Here is a 14,215-nt window from a genome sequence, read left to right as displayed (position 1 = left end):
TGGTCTGTCGGGCTCAGCGCGTCAGGCCCAGTTTCTGGATCAGGTCATGGCCGCCGGCCGCACTGGCAAAGCCCCGCGCGCCCACGCCGCCGTCATGGTTCAGAACGGCGCCGGTCGTGGGCACTGTGTCGCCGCGGCTGGCGAAGAAGACATAGGCGCCGGTGTATTCGGCGGGTGTCGGCAGGCGGCCGATCGGCGTCACCTCGCGCCCGAAATGCTCCAGCCCCTCGCGCACGGAGGCGATCGAGGTTTCGGCCAGGCCCAGGCCTGCGGCCCCGCGCAGGTCGGTCGCGATGCCGCCGGGCGCCACGCCGTTGACCCGCACATGCGGCGCCAGTTCAAAGGCCAGCTGCCGGATCAGGCCGACCACGGCGTGCTTCGAGGCGGTGTAGAGCGGCCCGCCGCCAGCCGGGTAGAAGCCGGCATTGGAGACGGTGAAGATCATCGACCCGCGGGATTCGACCAGTGGCTTCAGCGCTGCCTTGGCCGCCAGCAGGTAGCCCTTGACGTTGATGTCGAACAGTTCGCTGAAGCCGGCATCGACCTTGTCGTCGTCCAGGTCGACCAGCGGGGTGCCAAAGTCCCAAACGCCCGCATTGCCCACCAGGCAGTCCAGCCGGCCGAAGCGGTCGACCACGTCCTCGACCGCGCGGCGGTTGTCGGCCAGGGCGCGCACATCGCCCACCGTGCCGCAGACCGCACCGCCGAATGCCGCGGCCAGCCCGGCCAGACGTTCCGCCGAGCGGTCCAGGACGCCGACGCGCGCACCCTCGGCCACGAAACGCTCCACGATCGCATGGCCCAGGCCAGAGGCGCCGCCGGTGACTAGGGCTACCTGACCCTCCAGCCGTCCCATCCGTGTTCCTTCCCGTTGGCCGACGCCGTTGCCTTGGCGAAGGCGCCCGCTGAACGCCGTTCGATGCATTGATCCTAGACAAAGGACGGCAAGGCGCATTGATCGAACGTTCAGATTCACTGACCGAACGCACGGTTAATCAATCCGTCGGAGGCGATGGCTGGCCTTGCCCCGGCGGCACGGACCCGGGATAGTCCGCTGCCCCTGGCAGGAAGGACATGCAGCGTGACCAGTGACCCGGGCCGGGCAGCAGGCGGGCAATCATGAGGGCGGAGGACGCGGCCCTGCCCCATGCCTATCTGCTGTGCGGCTGGCGCGTTGTGGCGGAACGTCCGATCGCCACGCTGGTGCCATGGCCCACCGGCATGGCGCCGCCCCGGCCGCCCGACATCAGCGTTCGGTTCGGCCCGGTGGCGCCGGCGACAGCCACGCCGCTCTACCAGAGTTCGGTGCTCAGCATCCTGGATCCGGGGGAAGCCCTGATCGACCATCCCGACATTGCCCGCATCGCCATCCGCGACGGCAGGCACATCGTCATCGACGCGCGGCCCGGCGCGCCGGCGACCCAGGTCGAATACTACGCCTTCGGCATGGGGCTGGGGGTGCTGTGCCACCAGCGCGGCCTGGTGCCCATGCACGCCAGCGGGCTGGACCTGGGCGGCCAGGTCCTGGCCCTGACGGGCGCGTCCGGTGCCGGCAAATCGACCACGGCGCGCAGCCTGATCCAGCGCGGCCTGGCCCAGGTGACGGACGACATCCTGGCCGTGGAGCCGGCCAGCCTGCTCGCCATGCCCAGCTTTCCCGCCTCGAACCTGTGGTCCGACGCGGCCGCGATGCTGGACCAGGGCATCGACCCCGCCGCCCGCATCCGCCCGAATGTCGAGAAGTTCAAGCTGGACGCGGCGACCCCGTTCCGCCACCAGCCCCTGCCGCTGGGCACGGTGGTGGCCCTGGTGCGCGACCGCTCGCTGACCGCGCCACAGGTCACACGGCTGAAGCGGGGAGAGGCCGCGATGGTCATCAACCGGTTCATTTACGGCAGCGGCTTTGCCCGCGTGACGGGGACCCAGGCCCTGTGCTTCCGCACCGCCGCGGCATTGGCGACGCGCGTGCCGGTGCACCTGCTGCGCTGGCCACCGCGCCTGGGGACGGGCCTGCTGCCCCTGGCGGAGATCGTGCTGGACCTGGGCCGGCGCGATGCTGCCTGACCCCGTGGCGCCCGTTGTGCGGACGCGGACGGCCGCGCGTCAGTGGACGGTCGCGACAACCAGGGGGGGCTGCGGCTCGTCGCCGGCGGGCGGCGCGCTGCCCGCATGGATGCGCGCAATGGCCAGGATCAGTTCCGACAGGCTGCCCTCGACCACCGCCTGCGCGGCTTCCTGGGGCGTCATCCAGCGCTTCTCGCGCTCGTGCCGCTCTGGCCAGTCGTCCAGTTCCTCGGTCACGTCGAACAGGAAGACATCGACCTGGCAGGGGCGCAGGCTGCCATCGTCCAACCGCTTCAGGTAGCGGTACTGGCCCACCGGCTCGGTCGCGATGCGGCCGATCAGGCCCGCCTCCTCGTGCGCCTCGCGCGCGGCCTGGACATGGGGCGGCACCCGGCGCTCCGGCCAGCCTTTGGGAATCACCCAGCGGCGGGTCTCGCGCGAGGTGATCAGCAGGATCTGCAACTGACCGTCGACCAGACGAAACGGCAGGGCTGCAAGCTGAACGCGCCGACCCTTCTTCACTGACTGTCCTTGCGCCTCCATGGCGACATCTGCCGTCCCCCCGCGTTCGCGGGGCGGATTGCACCCGATTCCGGCATTGTCGCCCGTGGCAAAGGCCGCGCGCAATGGTGTTCACATCACACTGCCGGCTTGCCCCCGCGCTATGACCGTGCGGATATAGCGACCGGTGCGGGCACGGGGGCGGACACGGTGGAGGCAGCGGCACTGGGCCTGGGTCCCCAGGAATGGGACGCGATCCGCCTCAGCCTGAAAGTGTCGTTCTGGGCCACCCTGGCCAGCCTGCCGGTCGCGGTGGCGGTCGCCCTTGTCCTGGCACGCGGTCGCTTCTGGGGCCATTCCGTGCTGAACGCCCTGGTCCACCTGCCGCTGATCATGCCGCCGGTCGTGACCGGCTATCTTCTGCTGATCGCCTTTGGCCGGCGCGGCGTGATCGGTACATTCCTGGCGGAGCACCTGGGCATCGTGCTGGCCTTCCGCTGGACCGGGGCGGTGCTGGCCTGCGCGGTGATGGGCTTCCCGCTAATGGTGCGCGCCATCCGCCTGTCGGCGGAGGGCATCGACCGCCGCCTGGAACAGGCCTCCGCCACGCTGGGGGCGCGGCCGGCGCTGGTCTTCCTGACCATCACGCTGCCGCTGATGGTGCCGGGCATCATCGCCGGCGCCGTGCTGGGCTTCGCCAAGGCGATGGGCGAGTTCGGCGCCACCATCACCTTCGTCTCCAACATCCCGGGCGAGACGCAAACCCTGCCCACGGCGATCTACGCCCTGCTCCAGGTGCCGGGGGGTGAGGCGGCAGCCCTGCGCCTGACGCTGGTGTCGATCGCGCTGTCCTTCGCGGCGCTGGTGGCGTCGGAAGCGCTGGCCAGACGCGCCGCGCACCGCCTGGGCCAGACGGAATGACCTGTCGCGCCGGCTGGCGGGGAAGGCACCGCGATGACGCTTGAGGTGGCGGTCCGCCATGCCCAGGGCGACTTCACGCTGGATGTCGCGTTCACCGCCGGACCCGGCGTCACCGCCCTGTTCGGCCCGTCCGGCGCCGGCAAGACGACGCTGGTCCGCCTGATCGCCGGCCTGGCCCGGCCGCAGGCGGGGCGGATCGTGGCCGATGGCCAGGTCCTGGTCGACACGACGCAAGGCCGCTTCGCGCCGCCGCACCGCCGGCGCATCGGCATGGTGTTCCAGGATGGCCAGTTGTTCCCCCACCTCAGCGTGCGCCAGAACCTGCTCTATGGCCGGCTGTTCGCGCCGCGCGGTGCGGCCCTGCCCGCCATCGGGCCCGTGATCGCGCTGCTGGGCCTGGAGACCCTGCTGGGTCGCCGCCCGCGCACGCTGTCGGGCGGCGAGAAGCAGCGCGTGGCACTGGGCCGGGCCCTGCTGATGGGCCCGCGGCTGGTGCTGATGGACGAGCCCCTGGCCGCCCTGGACGAGGCGCGCAAGCAGGAGATCCTGCCCTATGTCGAGCGCCTGCGCGACCAGGCGGGGCTGTCCATCGTCTATGTCAGCCACGCCCTGGGCGAGGTGCTGCGCCTGGCCGACACGGTCGTGCGCCTGGAGGCGGGGCGGGTCACGGCAGTTGGCCCGGCCGAAGCGGTGATCGGCCAGCAGGGCGCCGCCGGCGCGCCGCCAGGCGTTGTGCTGACCGGCCACGTCATCGCCCAGGATGTCGACTACGGCCTGACCCAGGTCGACACGCCGGCGGGCCCGCTGCTGGTCCCGACGGTGGACCTGGCCCCGGGCCGGCGCCTGCGCCTGCACCTGGCGGCGCGCGACATCATGCTGGCACGCGCGGCACCCGCGGGCCTGTCCGCGCTCAACGTGTTGCGTGGCACCGTGACGCAGCTGGTCCCATGGGGCCCGACATCGGTCCTGGTCACCCTGGCCTGCGGGGCGGTTCAGGTGCCCGCCCTGGTGACGCGAAAGTCCATGGAAATCCTGGATTTATCACCCGGTGCGCAGGTCTTTGCCATCGTCAAGGCGGTGGGCATCGACCCCGCCCTGATCGCCGGGCGGCCCGACGCCAATCCCGCATGACGGAAAACACTCACCTAAAACGCATATTTTTACTTCATGATTTACGATCATTCACTATACATCCTGGAAATTTGAGGCAATTTCTCAGGTCAGTTCTTTGCGCTGAAGCAACCAGTTCACCGTAGTGGTGTTGTTTATTGGTGCGTGTCCTGGAGTGCCACATGCCTTTCGATGTCACCATGCGGGAACGGCCGGGCGAGCTTTTCCTGTGGATCCTGGCCCCCGTCGATGCCCGGCGGCATGCCTGGTCGGGTGTGCCCTATCGCGGTCCGATCGTGATCCGCGCGACCAGCGCCGCGGTCGCACGCGCCATCGCCGCGACCCAGTTTCCCCGGGCGGACGCCGCGGACGACATCTTCCTCAGCCCCTGGCTGTCGCAGGAATACACCTCCTGCGCCCGCATGGGCGAGACGGGCACGGTGCACGGCGCGGCGGGCCTGGTATCGCCACCCATTGCCATCGCCATGGCCTGCTATGGCGAGGACCTGACGGCCAGCGAGCTGAACCGCTTCTACCAGTCCGTCACCGCACGGCAGGCGGCCTATGCGCTGATGATGCGCTCGCCCACCCACCGGCCCGTGGTGCGGCCTGACATCGTCACCCCCGGCATCCTGATCCCCGACAACGAGAACGGCCCCCCAGGCGCCTGATCTCGGCCCCTGGGCGGCTCAGGCGGCCTGGGGAAAGGCGAAGGCGGCGCTGCAGAACTCGCAGGTGACCACGATGCGGCCGTCGACGGTCATGTCCTCTCGCTCCTCGGGCGTGAAGGCGTCCAGCACCGTCGCGATCCGCTCGCGACTGCAGCGACAGCCCACGGCCAGGGGCAGGGCGGGACTGACCCGGGCGCCATCCTCATGGAACAGGCGCCAGAGCAACTGTTCCGGCGCCAGGTCGGGATCGGTCAGCTCATGGGCCGAGGTGGTGCCGACAAGGGCTGCCCCGCGATCCCAATGCTCCTGCTGCTCCGCCGGGGTGGTCAGCCGCGACTGCGCCGGCAGCAGCTGGACCAGGACGCCGCCGGCGCGCCAGCGTCCGCCCAGCTTCTCGACCGCCAGGACCAGCGTGGTCGGCACCTGTTCCGAGGTGCGGAAATAGCCCTCGGCCGCCGCGGCCAGGCTGGGCCCTTCCAGCGGCACGATGCCCTGGTAGCGGTCGGTCTGCGGCCCCTGGTCGATGGTCAGCGCCAGGTAGCCCTTGCCCATCAGGGCGGCCATGCTCGGGCGGGGGCCAAGGCGGGCCACCGCTTCCGCGTCGAACTGGGCAAAGCCGCGCAGGGCGCCCGGCGTCGCGAAGTCGGCGACGATCATGGACAGCGGCCCGTCGCCCTTGGTCTGCACGGTGAAGGTGCCGTCGAACTTGAGCGCATTGCCCACCAGGCCGGCGATCAGGATCACCTCGCCCAGCGCGCGCGACACCGCCGGTGGATAATCGTGGCGCGACAGGACCGTGTCGATCAGCGCCCCCAGGCGGACCAGGCGGCCGCGCAGGTCCAGGCTGTCGACCTGGAACGGCAGGACCAGGTCGTCGGGCAGCGCATGTGTCTCGGTCGTCATCGCTCAAGGCTTCCTGTTGCGGGCGGCGGTCCCGCCGCCCGGCTGACGCCCTGACCTAGGGTCGCGACCCGGTTCGTTCAAGGCGTCGGCGTCAGGCGCCCAGGCACCAGGCCAGGACACCCTTCTGGGCATGAAGGCGGTTCTCCGCCTCGTCCCAGACGACGGATTGGGGGCCGTCGATCACCTCGGCCGTGACCTCCTCGCCGCGATGGGCGGGCAGGCAGTGCATGAAGATGGCGTCCGGCTTCGCCTGGCCGATCAGCCGCGCGTCGACGCGATAGGGCGCCAGGAGGTTGTGCCGGCGCTCCGTCTGGTCGTCGCCCATCGACACCCAGGTGTCCGTGACCAGGCAGTCCGCGCCGGTCACCGCCTCCACCGGGTCGCGGGTCAGCTGGACGTCGGCCCCCTCGCGCCGGGCCCAGCCCAGGATCTGTTCCGACGGCGCAAGCGATTCCGGGCAGGCCAGCTTCAGCGTGAAGCCGAAGCGGGCGGCCGCCTGGATCCAGGTCCGGGCGACATTGTTGCCGTCGCCCAGCCAGGCAATGGTGCGCCCGCCGATCGGCCCCTTGTGCTCCTCGAAGGTCATCACGTCCGCCATCAGCTGACAGGGATGGCTCCAGTCGGTCAGGCCGTTGATGACGGGCACCGTCGCGTTGTCCGCCAGTTCACGCAGGTTCTGGTGGCGCGTCGTGCGGATCATGATCGCATCGACATAGCGCGACAGGACGCGCGCGGTGTCGGCCATCGTCTCGCCCCGGCGGGACTGCATCTCGGCCCCGCTCAGCAGCATGGTCTCGCCGCCCAGCTGGCGCATCGCCACGTCGAACGAGACACGGGTGCGGGTCGAGGGCTTTTCGAACACCATGGCCAGCAGGCGCCCGGCCAGCGGCCGGTCGGCGTCGGCGGCGCCGCGCGGCGCGCCGTTGCGCGCCTGCTTGGCCCGCATCGACCAGTCCAGGATGGAGCGCAGGTCGGTGCCCTGAACCGCATCCAGGTCCAGGAAGTGGCGCGGCGCGCTCATGCGACCGAGGCCACCTTGACAGCTGAGGCCGGTGCCAGGCGGGTGAAGGCCGCGTCCATGATCTCGACCGCGCGGGCGATCTCGGGCTCGCCGATGACCAGGGGCGGCACCAGGCGGATCGTGTTGTCGCCGCCCGCCACCACCAGCATCCCGGCCTCGCGCAGGGCCCCGACCACAGCGCGGTTCTCCGGCTTCACCTTCAGGCCAAGCATCAGGCCCTCGCCACGCACGCCCTCGACGACGTCGGGATGGGCCTCGACGATGGCCCCCAGGGACTGGCGCAGGTGACCCGCCACCTGCAGCACGCGGTCCAGGAAGCCGTCCTCCAGGATCACGTCCAGCACGGCATTGCCCACCGCCATGGCCAGCGGGTTGCCGCCATAGGTCGAGCCGTGGCTGCCCGCGGTCATGTGCTTCGCCACCTTTTCCACCGCCAGCGCAGCACCCAGGGGGAAGCCGCCGCCAATGCCCTTGGCTGCAGCCATGATGTCGGGCGCGATACCCGCCCATTCATGGGCGAAGAGCTTGCCGGTCCGACCGACGCCGCATTGCACCTCGTCCAGCAGCAGCAGGATGCCCGCTTCGTCCGCGATGGCGCGCAGGGCCCGCAGCGTCTCCGGCGGGATCGGCCGGATGCCGCCCTCGCCCTGGATCGGCTCGACCAGGATGCCGGCGGTGTGCGGGCCAATGGCCGCCTTCACTGCCTTCAGGTCGCCAAACGGAACCTGGTCGAAGCCGTCCATGGCGGGACCGAAGCCCTCCAGGTGCTTGGCCTGGCCGCCCGCGGCGATGGTCGCCAGGGTGCGCCCGTGAAAGGCGCCCTCGAACGTGATGATGCGGTAGCGCTCGGGATTGCCCTCGCCCCAATGATAGCGGCGCGCCATCTTGAGCGAGCATTCGATCGCTTCCGCGCCTGAATTGCAGAAGAAGACGCTGTCGGCAAAGCTTGCCGCAACCAGGCGCTTCGCCAGCTTCTCCTGGCCGGGGATGCGGAACATGTTCGAGACATGCCACAGCTTGCCCGCCTGCTCGGTCAGGGCCTTGACCAGGTGGGGGTGGCCATGGCCCAGGCCATCGACCGCGATGCCGGCGGCAAAGTCGAGATAACGTCGGCCATCCGTCGCCACCAGCCACGCCCCCTCGCCCTTCTCAAAGGCAAGGTCAGCCCGCGCGTAGGTCGGCAGGACAGCATCAATCACGACAGTGCTCCCCATGAAGACGCGGCGCTAAGGCATTGATCTGGACTGATCTGCCCTGGGTCCGCGTTGGAAAGCGATGGAGTATCGGGAGGCCCGGCCCCCTTGTCAAATACTGGCATCTGTGCAATCTGCGCGCCCCCGGCCGGGCTGGCCGCACCGGTCGGCCAAGGATGGGACGCAGCCCCGTCGGGCCTTGCTGAATCAAATCCTCAAGTGGGAACGCTATCCCCTTGGCGTGATTCAATGGATTGCAGGACCCGTTGACTTATCCACAAGATATTTGATTCGGGCTGCTATCTTGTGTGGCGCCACCATGTGGGTGCGAGATATTGTGCCTCACGGCCGGCGGGCTGGAGAGAACTGGGGGCTTCCATGGCTTGGACGGATGAGCGGATTTCCACTCTCAAGCACCTGTGGGAGCAAGGCCTGAGTGCCAGCCAGATCGCCGCCCGGCTGGGCGACGTCACGCGCAACGCGGTGATTGGCAAGGTCCATCGCCTGGGCCTGGGCGGCCGGCCGTCGCCCGTCCGGGCAGAGCGGCCCAAGCGCGCCCCGGCGCCACGGCCGGTCGTCGCCGTCGTCGCGGCCGCTCCGCAGCCGATCCCGGCGCGCCCGCGCCCCGTCCCCGTGCCGGCCCCCGCGGCCGAGCAGCCGGAGCCGATGGCGCGCGTCAGCCTGATGGGCATGAAGGAGCGCATGTGCAAGTGGCCGGTGGGCGAACCGCAGGATGGAGGCTTCTTCTTCTGCGGCCGCAAGACCGTCTCCACCACGCCCTATTGCGCGGAGCATGCGGCCAAGGCCTACCAGCCCGTGCCGAAGCGGGATCGCCGCCGCGTCGGCTGAGATGACGAAGGCGCCGGCGCCCGGCCGCAATATCGACGGACTGGCCGCCAGCGACGCCGCCCTGGGCCTGGGCTATCACGCCCTGGCCCCCGGACACATCGCCAATGTGGTGACCTGCCTCGAGATGCGGGAGCCACCCCCGGCCCGGCCCGGCCGTGGTTTTGCGGCGCCCTTCGCGCTGGTGGCCCTGCCGCAGCCGGATGTGGACGAGTACCTTGCTCTTTATCGCAAGGTCGGCGCCGACTGGTTGTGGTACTCCCGGCTGGCGATGCCCCGCCCAGACTTGGCCGCGATCCTGCATCATCCCGCGGTCGAGGTGTTCGCCCTTGAGAATGCGGGCGAGCGGGTCGGGATCCTGGAACTGGACTTCCGGCAGGCCGGGCAGTGCGAACTGGCCTTCTTCGGCCTGGCGGCGGGGGCGATCGGCGCCGGCCTGGGCCGCAGCCTGATGGATGCCGCCATCGCGCGGGCCTGGGCGGCCCCCATCGACCGCTTCTGGGTGCATACCTGCACCCTGGACCATCCGTCCGCGATCGGCTTCTACCAGCGCTCCGGTTTCCGGCCCTATGCCGTGATGGTCGAGGTGACGCCTGACCCGCGCCTGGACGGCCTGCTGCCGCGCGACGCCGCGGCCCACGTCCCCCTGCTGCCGGCCTGAACCTCCGTCGCCGCGTGGCTGCGTGTCCCGGGCGCCATGCTTTTCCCGGTCACGCGGCCGCCACGCATTGGATGCGTGACCCTGGGCTGCGATCCTGGAAACATGGCGCGCCACGCATGGTCGGGGCAGATCGGGACACTTGGATGGATGGCATGGACGGCGCAGATCACGCCTCGAACCTGACCGCTCAGGGGCGGCCCCTGCCCCGCATCGCCGTCCTGCTGCCCTGCTATAACGAGGAACGGACGATCGGGGAAACGGTCGCCGCCTTCCGCGCTGCTCTGCCCGATGCCGCAATCTATGTCTATGACAACAACTCGCGCGACGGGACCGTGGCCGTGGCGACCGCCGCCGGGGCCGTCGTCCGGCGCGAGCGCCTTCAGGGCAAGGGCAACGTCGTCCGCCGCATGTTCTCGGACATCGAGGCGGACGTCTATGTGATGGCCGATGGCGACAATACCTATCACGCGCCAAGCGCCCCGGCCCTGGTCGATGCCCTGCTGCGCGACCAGCTGGACATGGTCGTGGGCAGCCGGCGCGACACCGGCACCGATCCCGCCGTCTACCGGCCCGGCCACCGCTTCGGCAACCGCCTGCTGACCGGCTGCGTGGCGCAGATCTTCGGCAATCGCTTCCAGGACATGCTGTCTGGCTATCGCGTGTTCTCGCGCCGCTTCGTGAAGTCGTTTCCAGCCCTGGCCACCGGGTTCGAGACCGAGACCGAGCTGACCGTCCACGCGCTGCAGTTGAACATGCCCGTGACGGAGGTCGAGACGCCCTATGGCGCACGGCCGGAGGGGTCGACCAGCAAGCTGGCGACCTATCGCGACGGCTGTCGGATCCTGCGCACCATCATCATCCTGTTCAAGGAAGAGAAGCCCTTCCTCTTCTTTAGCCTGGCCGGTGCGCTGCTGGCGCTGCTGTCGCTGATCCTGGCGGTGCCGATCTTCGTCGAGTTCGCGCGCTCTGGCCTGGTGCCACGGCTGCCGACGGCGGTGCTGTCGACCGCCATCATGGGGCTGGCCTTCCTGTCCTCGGCCATCGGCTTCATCCTGGACAGCGTCGCGCGCGGCCGCCGCGAGGCCAAGCGCCTGAACTACCTGCGCTATCCCGCCTGGCAGCCGGGTCGGCCCTGAACGGGCGCCCTCAGCGCGCCCGGGCCTCCAAGGTGCGGGGCAACCAGTCGGCCACCTTGGCGATGGCGTTGGGCCAGTCGCCGGGCGTGTCGGGGAAGATGACCCGCACGCTGGGCTGGTAGGTGTAGCAGCCGTCAACCAGCGGCAGCCAAGGGCGCTGGTTGCCCAGGACCAGGGTCGGCACGCCCAGGGCGCCCGCCATGGCCGCCACCGCTGTCGGTGCCGAGATGACAAGGTCCAGGTCAGCGGCCAGCGCCGCGGCGGTGTCCAGGTCGTTCTTGTGGTCGATCTCGGGGAAGTCGTGGACCGTGACGCCGAAGCGTTCGCGGATCATCGCCAGTTCCGGCCCGCACTTGTCGTACTGCACGTTGACGAAGGTGATGCCCGGAAGGGCGAAGACGGGGCCCCAATCCTCCAGGCTGGAATAGAAGCGGCTGCGCTTGCCGGTATGCAGTTGGCTGCGCCAGCAGATGCCGACCTTGGGCTGCGGGCCCAGGGCGGCCAGGCGGTCGTGCCAATGCGCCCGCTTCACCGGATCGGCCACCAGGTAGCCAGGCGGATCGCGCAGGGGCAGACGGCCCTGGTGCGCCAGGTGGACGATCGATCCCGCCTCGATGTAGCAGTCGATCGGCGGCATCGTGCGCAGCCAGTCATAATAGTAGGCAAAGCGGCCCGACTCCGCCCGGTGGACATTGCCCCGCACCTCGGCCTTGGGGAACGAGCGGGCAAAGATGGGCACCAGCTTCGGGTGGCACTCCACCACCACCCGGCCGGCGCGCTCGATCACGTCCAGCGTGCCGCGCGCAAACAGGATCTCGTCGCCGATGCCCTGCTCGGCGCAGACCAGGATGCTGCGGCCCGACAGGTCGCCGCCGTCCCAGCGCGGCAGGCGGTGATGGCGGATGGCACTGCTGGGCAGGACGGGGGCCAGGCGCGCCTCGTAATCGGCCCAGCCCTCGGCATGGCGGCCCGCCGCCAGCAGGCACAATGAGCGGTTGAAGCGGATCTGCGGCGCGTTGTCGGTATCGCCCAGCGCCTTGTCATAGAGGGCGATACCCTCGTCCAGCAGGTCCTTCTCGAACAGCAGCAGGCCCAGATTGGCGCAGGCCAGCGTCAGGCCCGGCTTCAGCTCCAGCGCCCGGCGATAGCAGCGCATGGCGAAGTCGGGATCGTTGCGCCCGTCGCCGGTCAGGGCCAGGCTCACCCACAGGTCCGGCTCGTCGGGGTGCAGTTCCACCCCGCGGCCCAGGAAGCGGGCGGCCGCGGCGAAACGCTCGGCATTGCGCAGGGCATGGCCGCCGAAGCGGAACGCCTCGACCGAATCCGGCGGCGCGGAAAAGGCGACCGCCTGAAGCCGGTCGGCGTCGTCGGCCCGCCCGCTGATGCGAAAGACCTGGGACAGGCCATAGAGCGGCAGGGGATTGCCGGGTGCCGCCAGCTTCAGGTCTGCCAGGGCGTCCATGGCCGCGCCGTAAAAGCGCTCGCCCGCCAGGCGCAGCGCGTCCTGCATGCGCTGGGCCACCTCGCCCGGCTCCAGCGGCGGCTCCACGGCCGACGCCGAAGGCTCCACCGGTCCGGGACCGGCAGAGGGCTCGCTGGCCGGGCCGTCGCGCGGGCCGGGGGGCGGCGCGCTCAAACCTGCTTGTCCAGCGACAGACCGAGATGGCTCCGGCTGGCCTGGATGCGGCGCAGGACCTCGTCCTGCGGGTACTGGACGATCACCTCGCCCGAATCGACGTTCACACCGAAATAGACGAAGCGCTCGGCGTCCTTGTCGTACTCCACGCGCAGCCGGACATTGGGGTCCAGGAAGACGGGGAACGTCTGTTCCTGCGGGCCCCGGTCGCCGCCTTGCGATTGCGGCACCTCGGGGGCGGCCACTTCCGCCTCGGCGGGGCGTTCGGTGGCGCGGGTTTCCCGGCCGCCGGTTCCGCGCAGGGACGCGGGCACTTGAATCGTGGGCGCGGGACGCTCCGCTTGCGGAGCAACTCTCGGCCCTGTGGGGAGAGCAATCGCGTCCATGGCATTCCGCAGTTCTGAAATCGGGCCGGTCTGGCCGGGCCCAGTCTAGATCCTTGCAGCGTGTTGCGAAAAGGGGGGCCGGGCGAAAAGCCCGGCCCCTTGAAACCTTTAGCGGAACAGGGACAGCAGGGTCTGCGGTGCCTGGTTGGCGATCGAGAGCGCCTGGACGCCCAGCTGCTGCTTGATCTGCAGCGCCTGGAGCCGTGCGGACTCTTCGGCCAGGTCGGCATCCACCAGGTTGCTGACGGCCTTGTTGTTGGCGTCGATCAGCGAGCCGATGAAGTTGTTGTTGGCTTCCAGGGACCGCGCATTGGCGCCCAGGTTGCCCAGCTTCGAGGCCGCCGACCCGATGGCCGCCTTCACCGCCGACACCGCCGCCGAGGCATTGGCGATCGAGTCGAGGGCGGAGCTGTCGATGCTCAGCGCTTCGGCCGTCAGGGTGCGGGCGGTGACCGTCAGCACGCCGCCATTGGTGTTGATCTTGACCTCGATCGTCGCGGCCGACGTGCCCAGCAGGTTCTGCCCGTTGAACTCGGCGTTGTTGACGATGTTGGCGATCTGGCTGCGCAGGGCGGTGAAGTCGTCGACCAGGGCGGTGCGCTGCGCGGTGGTCAGCGTCGCGTCGGTGGCCGAAACCGCCTTCTTCAGCATCTCGTTCAGGATGCCGTTGACCTGCTTGCCGGCGTCGAGGGCAACACCCACGATCGACTCGCCGTTCGAGATGACGCCACGGACCGCCTGCAGGCCCGAGACTTCGCCCTTGGTGATCTCGCCGATGGCGTAGATGGCGCCGTCGTCCTTGGCGGTCGACACCTTCAGGCCGGTGTTGATGCGGCTCTGGGTGGTTTCCAGGTTCCTGTTCGTGGAGTTCAGGTTCTGGAGGGCGATGGCGGCGGAGTAGTTGTTGTTGATCGAGAGAACCATGATCGCGTCCTTCTGGATGCTGCATGGGCGTTTTGCCCACGACCAACGAGAGCAAGGGGCGTGCCAGACCGGCCTCCCCAACTCAAGTCATTGATTCTGCTTAGTGGACGAGAACCGGATGCCTTGGCCTGCTGGGAAATTCCTGCCGGGCACCCGGCAAAAACTGCCGCTTCCCGGCAAGTCCTGCCGCGCCCGCCCGGCAAGCCTTGCCGGGCGGGGCGCGGAGGAAAGGGACTTGGCGC

Annotated in this window: 15 protein-coding genes; 7 read left to right on the top strand and 8 right to left on the bottom strand. The window is 69.7% G+C overall.

The window, feature by feature from the left end; translation table 11 throughout:
- Positions 1-13 precede the first annotated feature (13 nt).
- Complete coding sequence (gene hcaB, locus ACI6GS_RS06770; RefSeq protein ID WP_439817021.1) at positions 14-856, bottom strand: 3-(cis-5,6-dihydroxycyclohexa-1,3-dien-1-yl)propanoate dehydrogenase; 843 nt, start codon at positions 854-856, stop codon at positions 14-16.
- Positions 857-1,119: 263 nt separating this feature from the next.
- Between hcaB and ACI6GS_RS06765 the strand changes: the two genes are divergently transcribed.
- Positions 1,120-2,064, top strand: coding sequence for a hypothetical protein (locus tag ACI6GS_RS06765; protein ID WP_439817020.1), 945 nt, complete (start codon positions 1,120-1,122; stop codon positions 2,062-2,064).
- Positions 2,065-2,103: 39 nt separating this feature from the next.
- Here ACI6GS_RS06765 and ACI6GS_RS06760 read toward each other — a convergent pair whose 3' ends face one another.
- On the bottom strand, positions 2,104-2,586 hold the full coding sequence (locus tag ACI6GS_RS06760; RefSeq protein WP_439817019.1) for an NUDIX hydrolase: 483 nt from the start codon (positions 2,584-2,586) through the stop codon (positions 2,104-2,106).
- Positions 2,587-2,775: 189 nt separating this feature from the next.
- Here ACI6GS_RS06760 and modB point away from each other — a divergent pair, with 189 nt between their 5' ends.
- The 3 genes from modB to ACI6GS_RS06745 all read left to right on the top strand — a co-directional run bounded on the left by modB (position 2,776) and on the right by ACI6GS_RS06745 (position 5,267).
- Complete coding sequence (modB, locus tag ACI6GS_RS06755; RefSeq protein WP_439817018.1) at positions 2,776-3,486, top strand: molybdate ABC transporter permease subunit; 711 nt, start codon at positions 2,776-2,778, stop codon at positions 3,484-3,486.
- A gap of 33 nt (positions 3,487-3,519) precedes the next feature.
- On the top strand, positions 3,520-4,617 hold the full coding sequence (gene modC / locus ACI6GS_RS06750) for a molybdenum ABC transporter ATP-binding protein (RefSeq protein WP_439817017.1): 1,098 nt from the start codon (positions 3,520-3,522) through the stop codon (positions 4,615-4,617).
- Positions 4,618-4,778: 161 nt separating this feature from the next.
- Positions 4,779-5,267 (top strand): hypothetical protein, encoded by a 489-nt coding sequence (locus ACI6GS_RS06745; RefSeq protein ID WP_439817016.1) that lies wholly within the window; start codon positions 4,779-4,781, stop codon positions 5,265-5,267.
- An 18-nt stretch (positions 5,268-5,285) separates the two neighbouring features.
- Here ACI6GS_RS06745 and ACI6GS_RS06740 read toward each other — a convergent pair whose 3' ends face one another.
- The 3 genes from ACI6GS_RS06740 to ACI6GS_RS06730 all read right to left on the bottom strand — a co-directional run bounded on the left by ACI6GS_RS06740 (position 5,286) and on the right by ACI6GS_RS06730 (position 8,390).
- Positions 5,286-6,170, bottom strand: coding sequence for an Hsp33 family molecular chaperone (locus ACI6GS_RS06740; RefSeq protein WP_439817015.1), 885 nt, complete (start codon positions 6,168-6,170; stop codon positions 5,286-5,288).
- A 91-nt stretch (positions 6,171-6,261) separates the two neighbouring features.
- Complete coding sequence (gene argF, locus ACI6GS_RS06735; RefSeq protein ID WP_439817014.1) at positions 6,262-7,191, bottom strand: ornithine carbamoyltransferase; 930 nt, start codon at positions 7,189-7,191, stop codon at positions 6,262-6,264.
- A complete protein-coding gene (locus tag ACI6GS_RS06730; RefSeq protein WP_439817013.1) occupies positions 7,188-8,390 on the bottom strand; it encodes an aspartate aminotransferase family protein in 1,203 nt (400 codons plus the stop codon). Before ACI6GS_RS06730 ends, argF begins: the two co-directional genes overlap by 4 nt.
- Before the next feature lie 372 nt (positions 8,391-8,762).
- Between ACI6GS_RS06730 and ACI6GS_RS06725 the strand changes: the two genes are divergently transcribed.
- The 3 genes from ACI6GS_RS06725 to ACI6GS_RS06715 all read left to right on the top strand — a co-directional run bounded on the left by ACI6GS_RS06725 (position 8,763) and on the right by ACI6GS_RS06715 (position 11,027).
- Positions 8,763-9,233, top strand: a complete 471-nt coding sequence (locus ACI6GS_RS06725; protein WP_439817012.1) for a GcrA family cell cycle regulator — start codon at positions 8,763-8,765, stop codon at positions 9,231-9,233.
- 1 nt (position 9,234) lies between these two features.
- Positions 9,235-9,891, top strand: a complete 657-nt coding sequence (locus tag ACI6GS_RS06720) for a GNAT family N-acetyltransferase (protein ID WP_439817011.1) — start codon at positions 9,235-9,237, stop codon at positions 9,889-9,891.
- 152 nt (positions 9,892-10,043) lie between these two features.
- Positions 10,044-11,027, top strand: coding sequence for a glycosyltransferase family 2 protein (locus ACI6GS_RS06715; protein WP_439817010.1), 984 nt, complete (start codon positions 10,044-10,046; stop codon positions 11,025-11,027).
- A gap of 10 nt (positions 11,028-11,037) precedes the next feature.
- Here the strand turns inward: ACI6GS_RS06715 and ACI6GS_RS06710 are convergent, their stop codons facing one another.
- The 3 genes from ACI6GS_RS06710 to ACI6GS_RS06700 all read right to left on the bottom strand — a co-directional run bounded on the left by ACI6GS_RS06710 (position 11,038) and on the right by ACI6GS_RS06700 (position 13,973).
- Positions 11,038-12,663: a hypothetical protein gene (locus tag ACI6GS_RS06710; protein WP_439817009.1), complete on the bottom strand. Its 1,626-nt coding sequence runs from the start codon at positions 12,661-12,663 to the stop codon at positions 11,038-11,040.
- Positions 12,660-12,977 (bottom strand): hypothetical protein, encoded by a 318-nt coding sequence (locus ACI6GS_RS06705; RefSeq protein WP_439817008.1) that lies wholly within the window; start codon positions 12,975-12,977, stop codon positions 12,660-12,662. Before ACI6GS_RS06705 ends, ACI6GS_RS06710 begins: the two co-directional genes overlap by 4 nt.
- 180 nt (positions 12,978-13,157) lie before the next feature.
- Positions 13,158-13,973: a flagellin gene (locus ACI6GS_RS06700; RefSeq protein ID WP_439817007.1), complete on the bottom strand. Its 816-nt coding sequence runs from the start codon at positions 13,971-13,973 to the stop codon at positions 13,158-13,160.
- Between the last annotated feature and the right edge of the window lie 242 nt (positions 13,974-14,215).

Source organism: Zavarzinia sp. CC-PAN008 (genome assembly GCF_051903925.1).
GTDB lineage: Bacteria > Pseudomonadota > Alphaproteobacteria > Zavarziniales > Zavarziniaceae.
The sequence above is the reverse complement of the archived record's forward strand: the minus strand, read 5'-3'. Positions and strand labels throughout refer to the sequence as shown.

What these genes read in the sequence shown, in the direction of transcription:
- ACI6GS_RS06745 (WP_439817016.1), top strand. Translation starts at nt 4,779, where the DNA reads ATGCCTTTCGATGTCACCATGCGGGAACGGCCGGGCGAGCTTTTCCTG.
- ACI6GS_RS06720 (WP_439817011.1), top strand. Translation starts at nt 9,235, where the DNA reads ATGACGAAGGCGCCGGCGCCCGGCCGCAATATCGACGGACTGGCCGCC.
- ACI6GS_RS06765 (WP_439817020.1), top strand. Translation starts at nt 1,120, where the DNA reads ATGAGGGCGGAGGACGCGGCCCTGCCCCATGCCTATCTGCTGTGCGGC.
- ACI6GS_RS06725 (WP_439817012.1), top strand. Translation starts at nt 8,763, where the DNA reads ATGGCTTGGACGGATGAGCGGATTTCCACTCTCAAGCACCTGTGGGAG.
- ACI6GS_RS06715 (WP_439817010.1), top strand. Translation starts at nt 10,044, where the DNA reads ATGGACGGCGCAGATCACGCCTCGAACCTGACCGCTCAGGGGCGGCCC.
- modC (WP_439817017.1), top strand. Translation starts at nt 3,520, where the DNA reads ATGACGCTTGAGGTGGCGGTCCGCCATGCCCAGGGCGACTTCACGCTG.
- ACI6GS_RS06740 (WP_439817015.1), bottom strand. Translation starts at nt 6,170, where the DNA reads ATGACGACCGAGACACATGCGCTGCCCGACGACCTGGTCCTGCCGTTC.
- argF (WP_439817014.1), bottom strand. Translation starts at nt 7,191, where the DNA reads ATGAGCGCGCCGCGCCACTTCCTGGACCTGGATGCGGTTCAGGGCACC.
- ACI6GS_RS06700 (WP_439817007.1), bottom strand. Translation starts at nt 13,973, where the DNA reads ATGGTTCTCTCGATCAACAACAACTACTCCGCCGCCATCGCCCTCCAG.
- hcaB (WP_439817021.1), bottom strand. Translation starts at nt 856, where the DNA reads ATGGGACGGCTGGAGGGTCAGGTAGCCCTAGTCACCGGCGGCGCCTCT.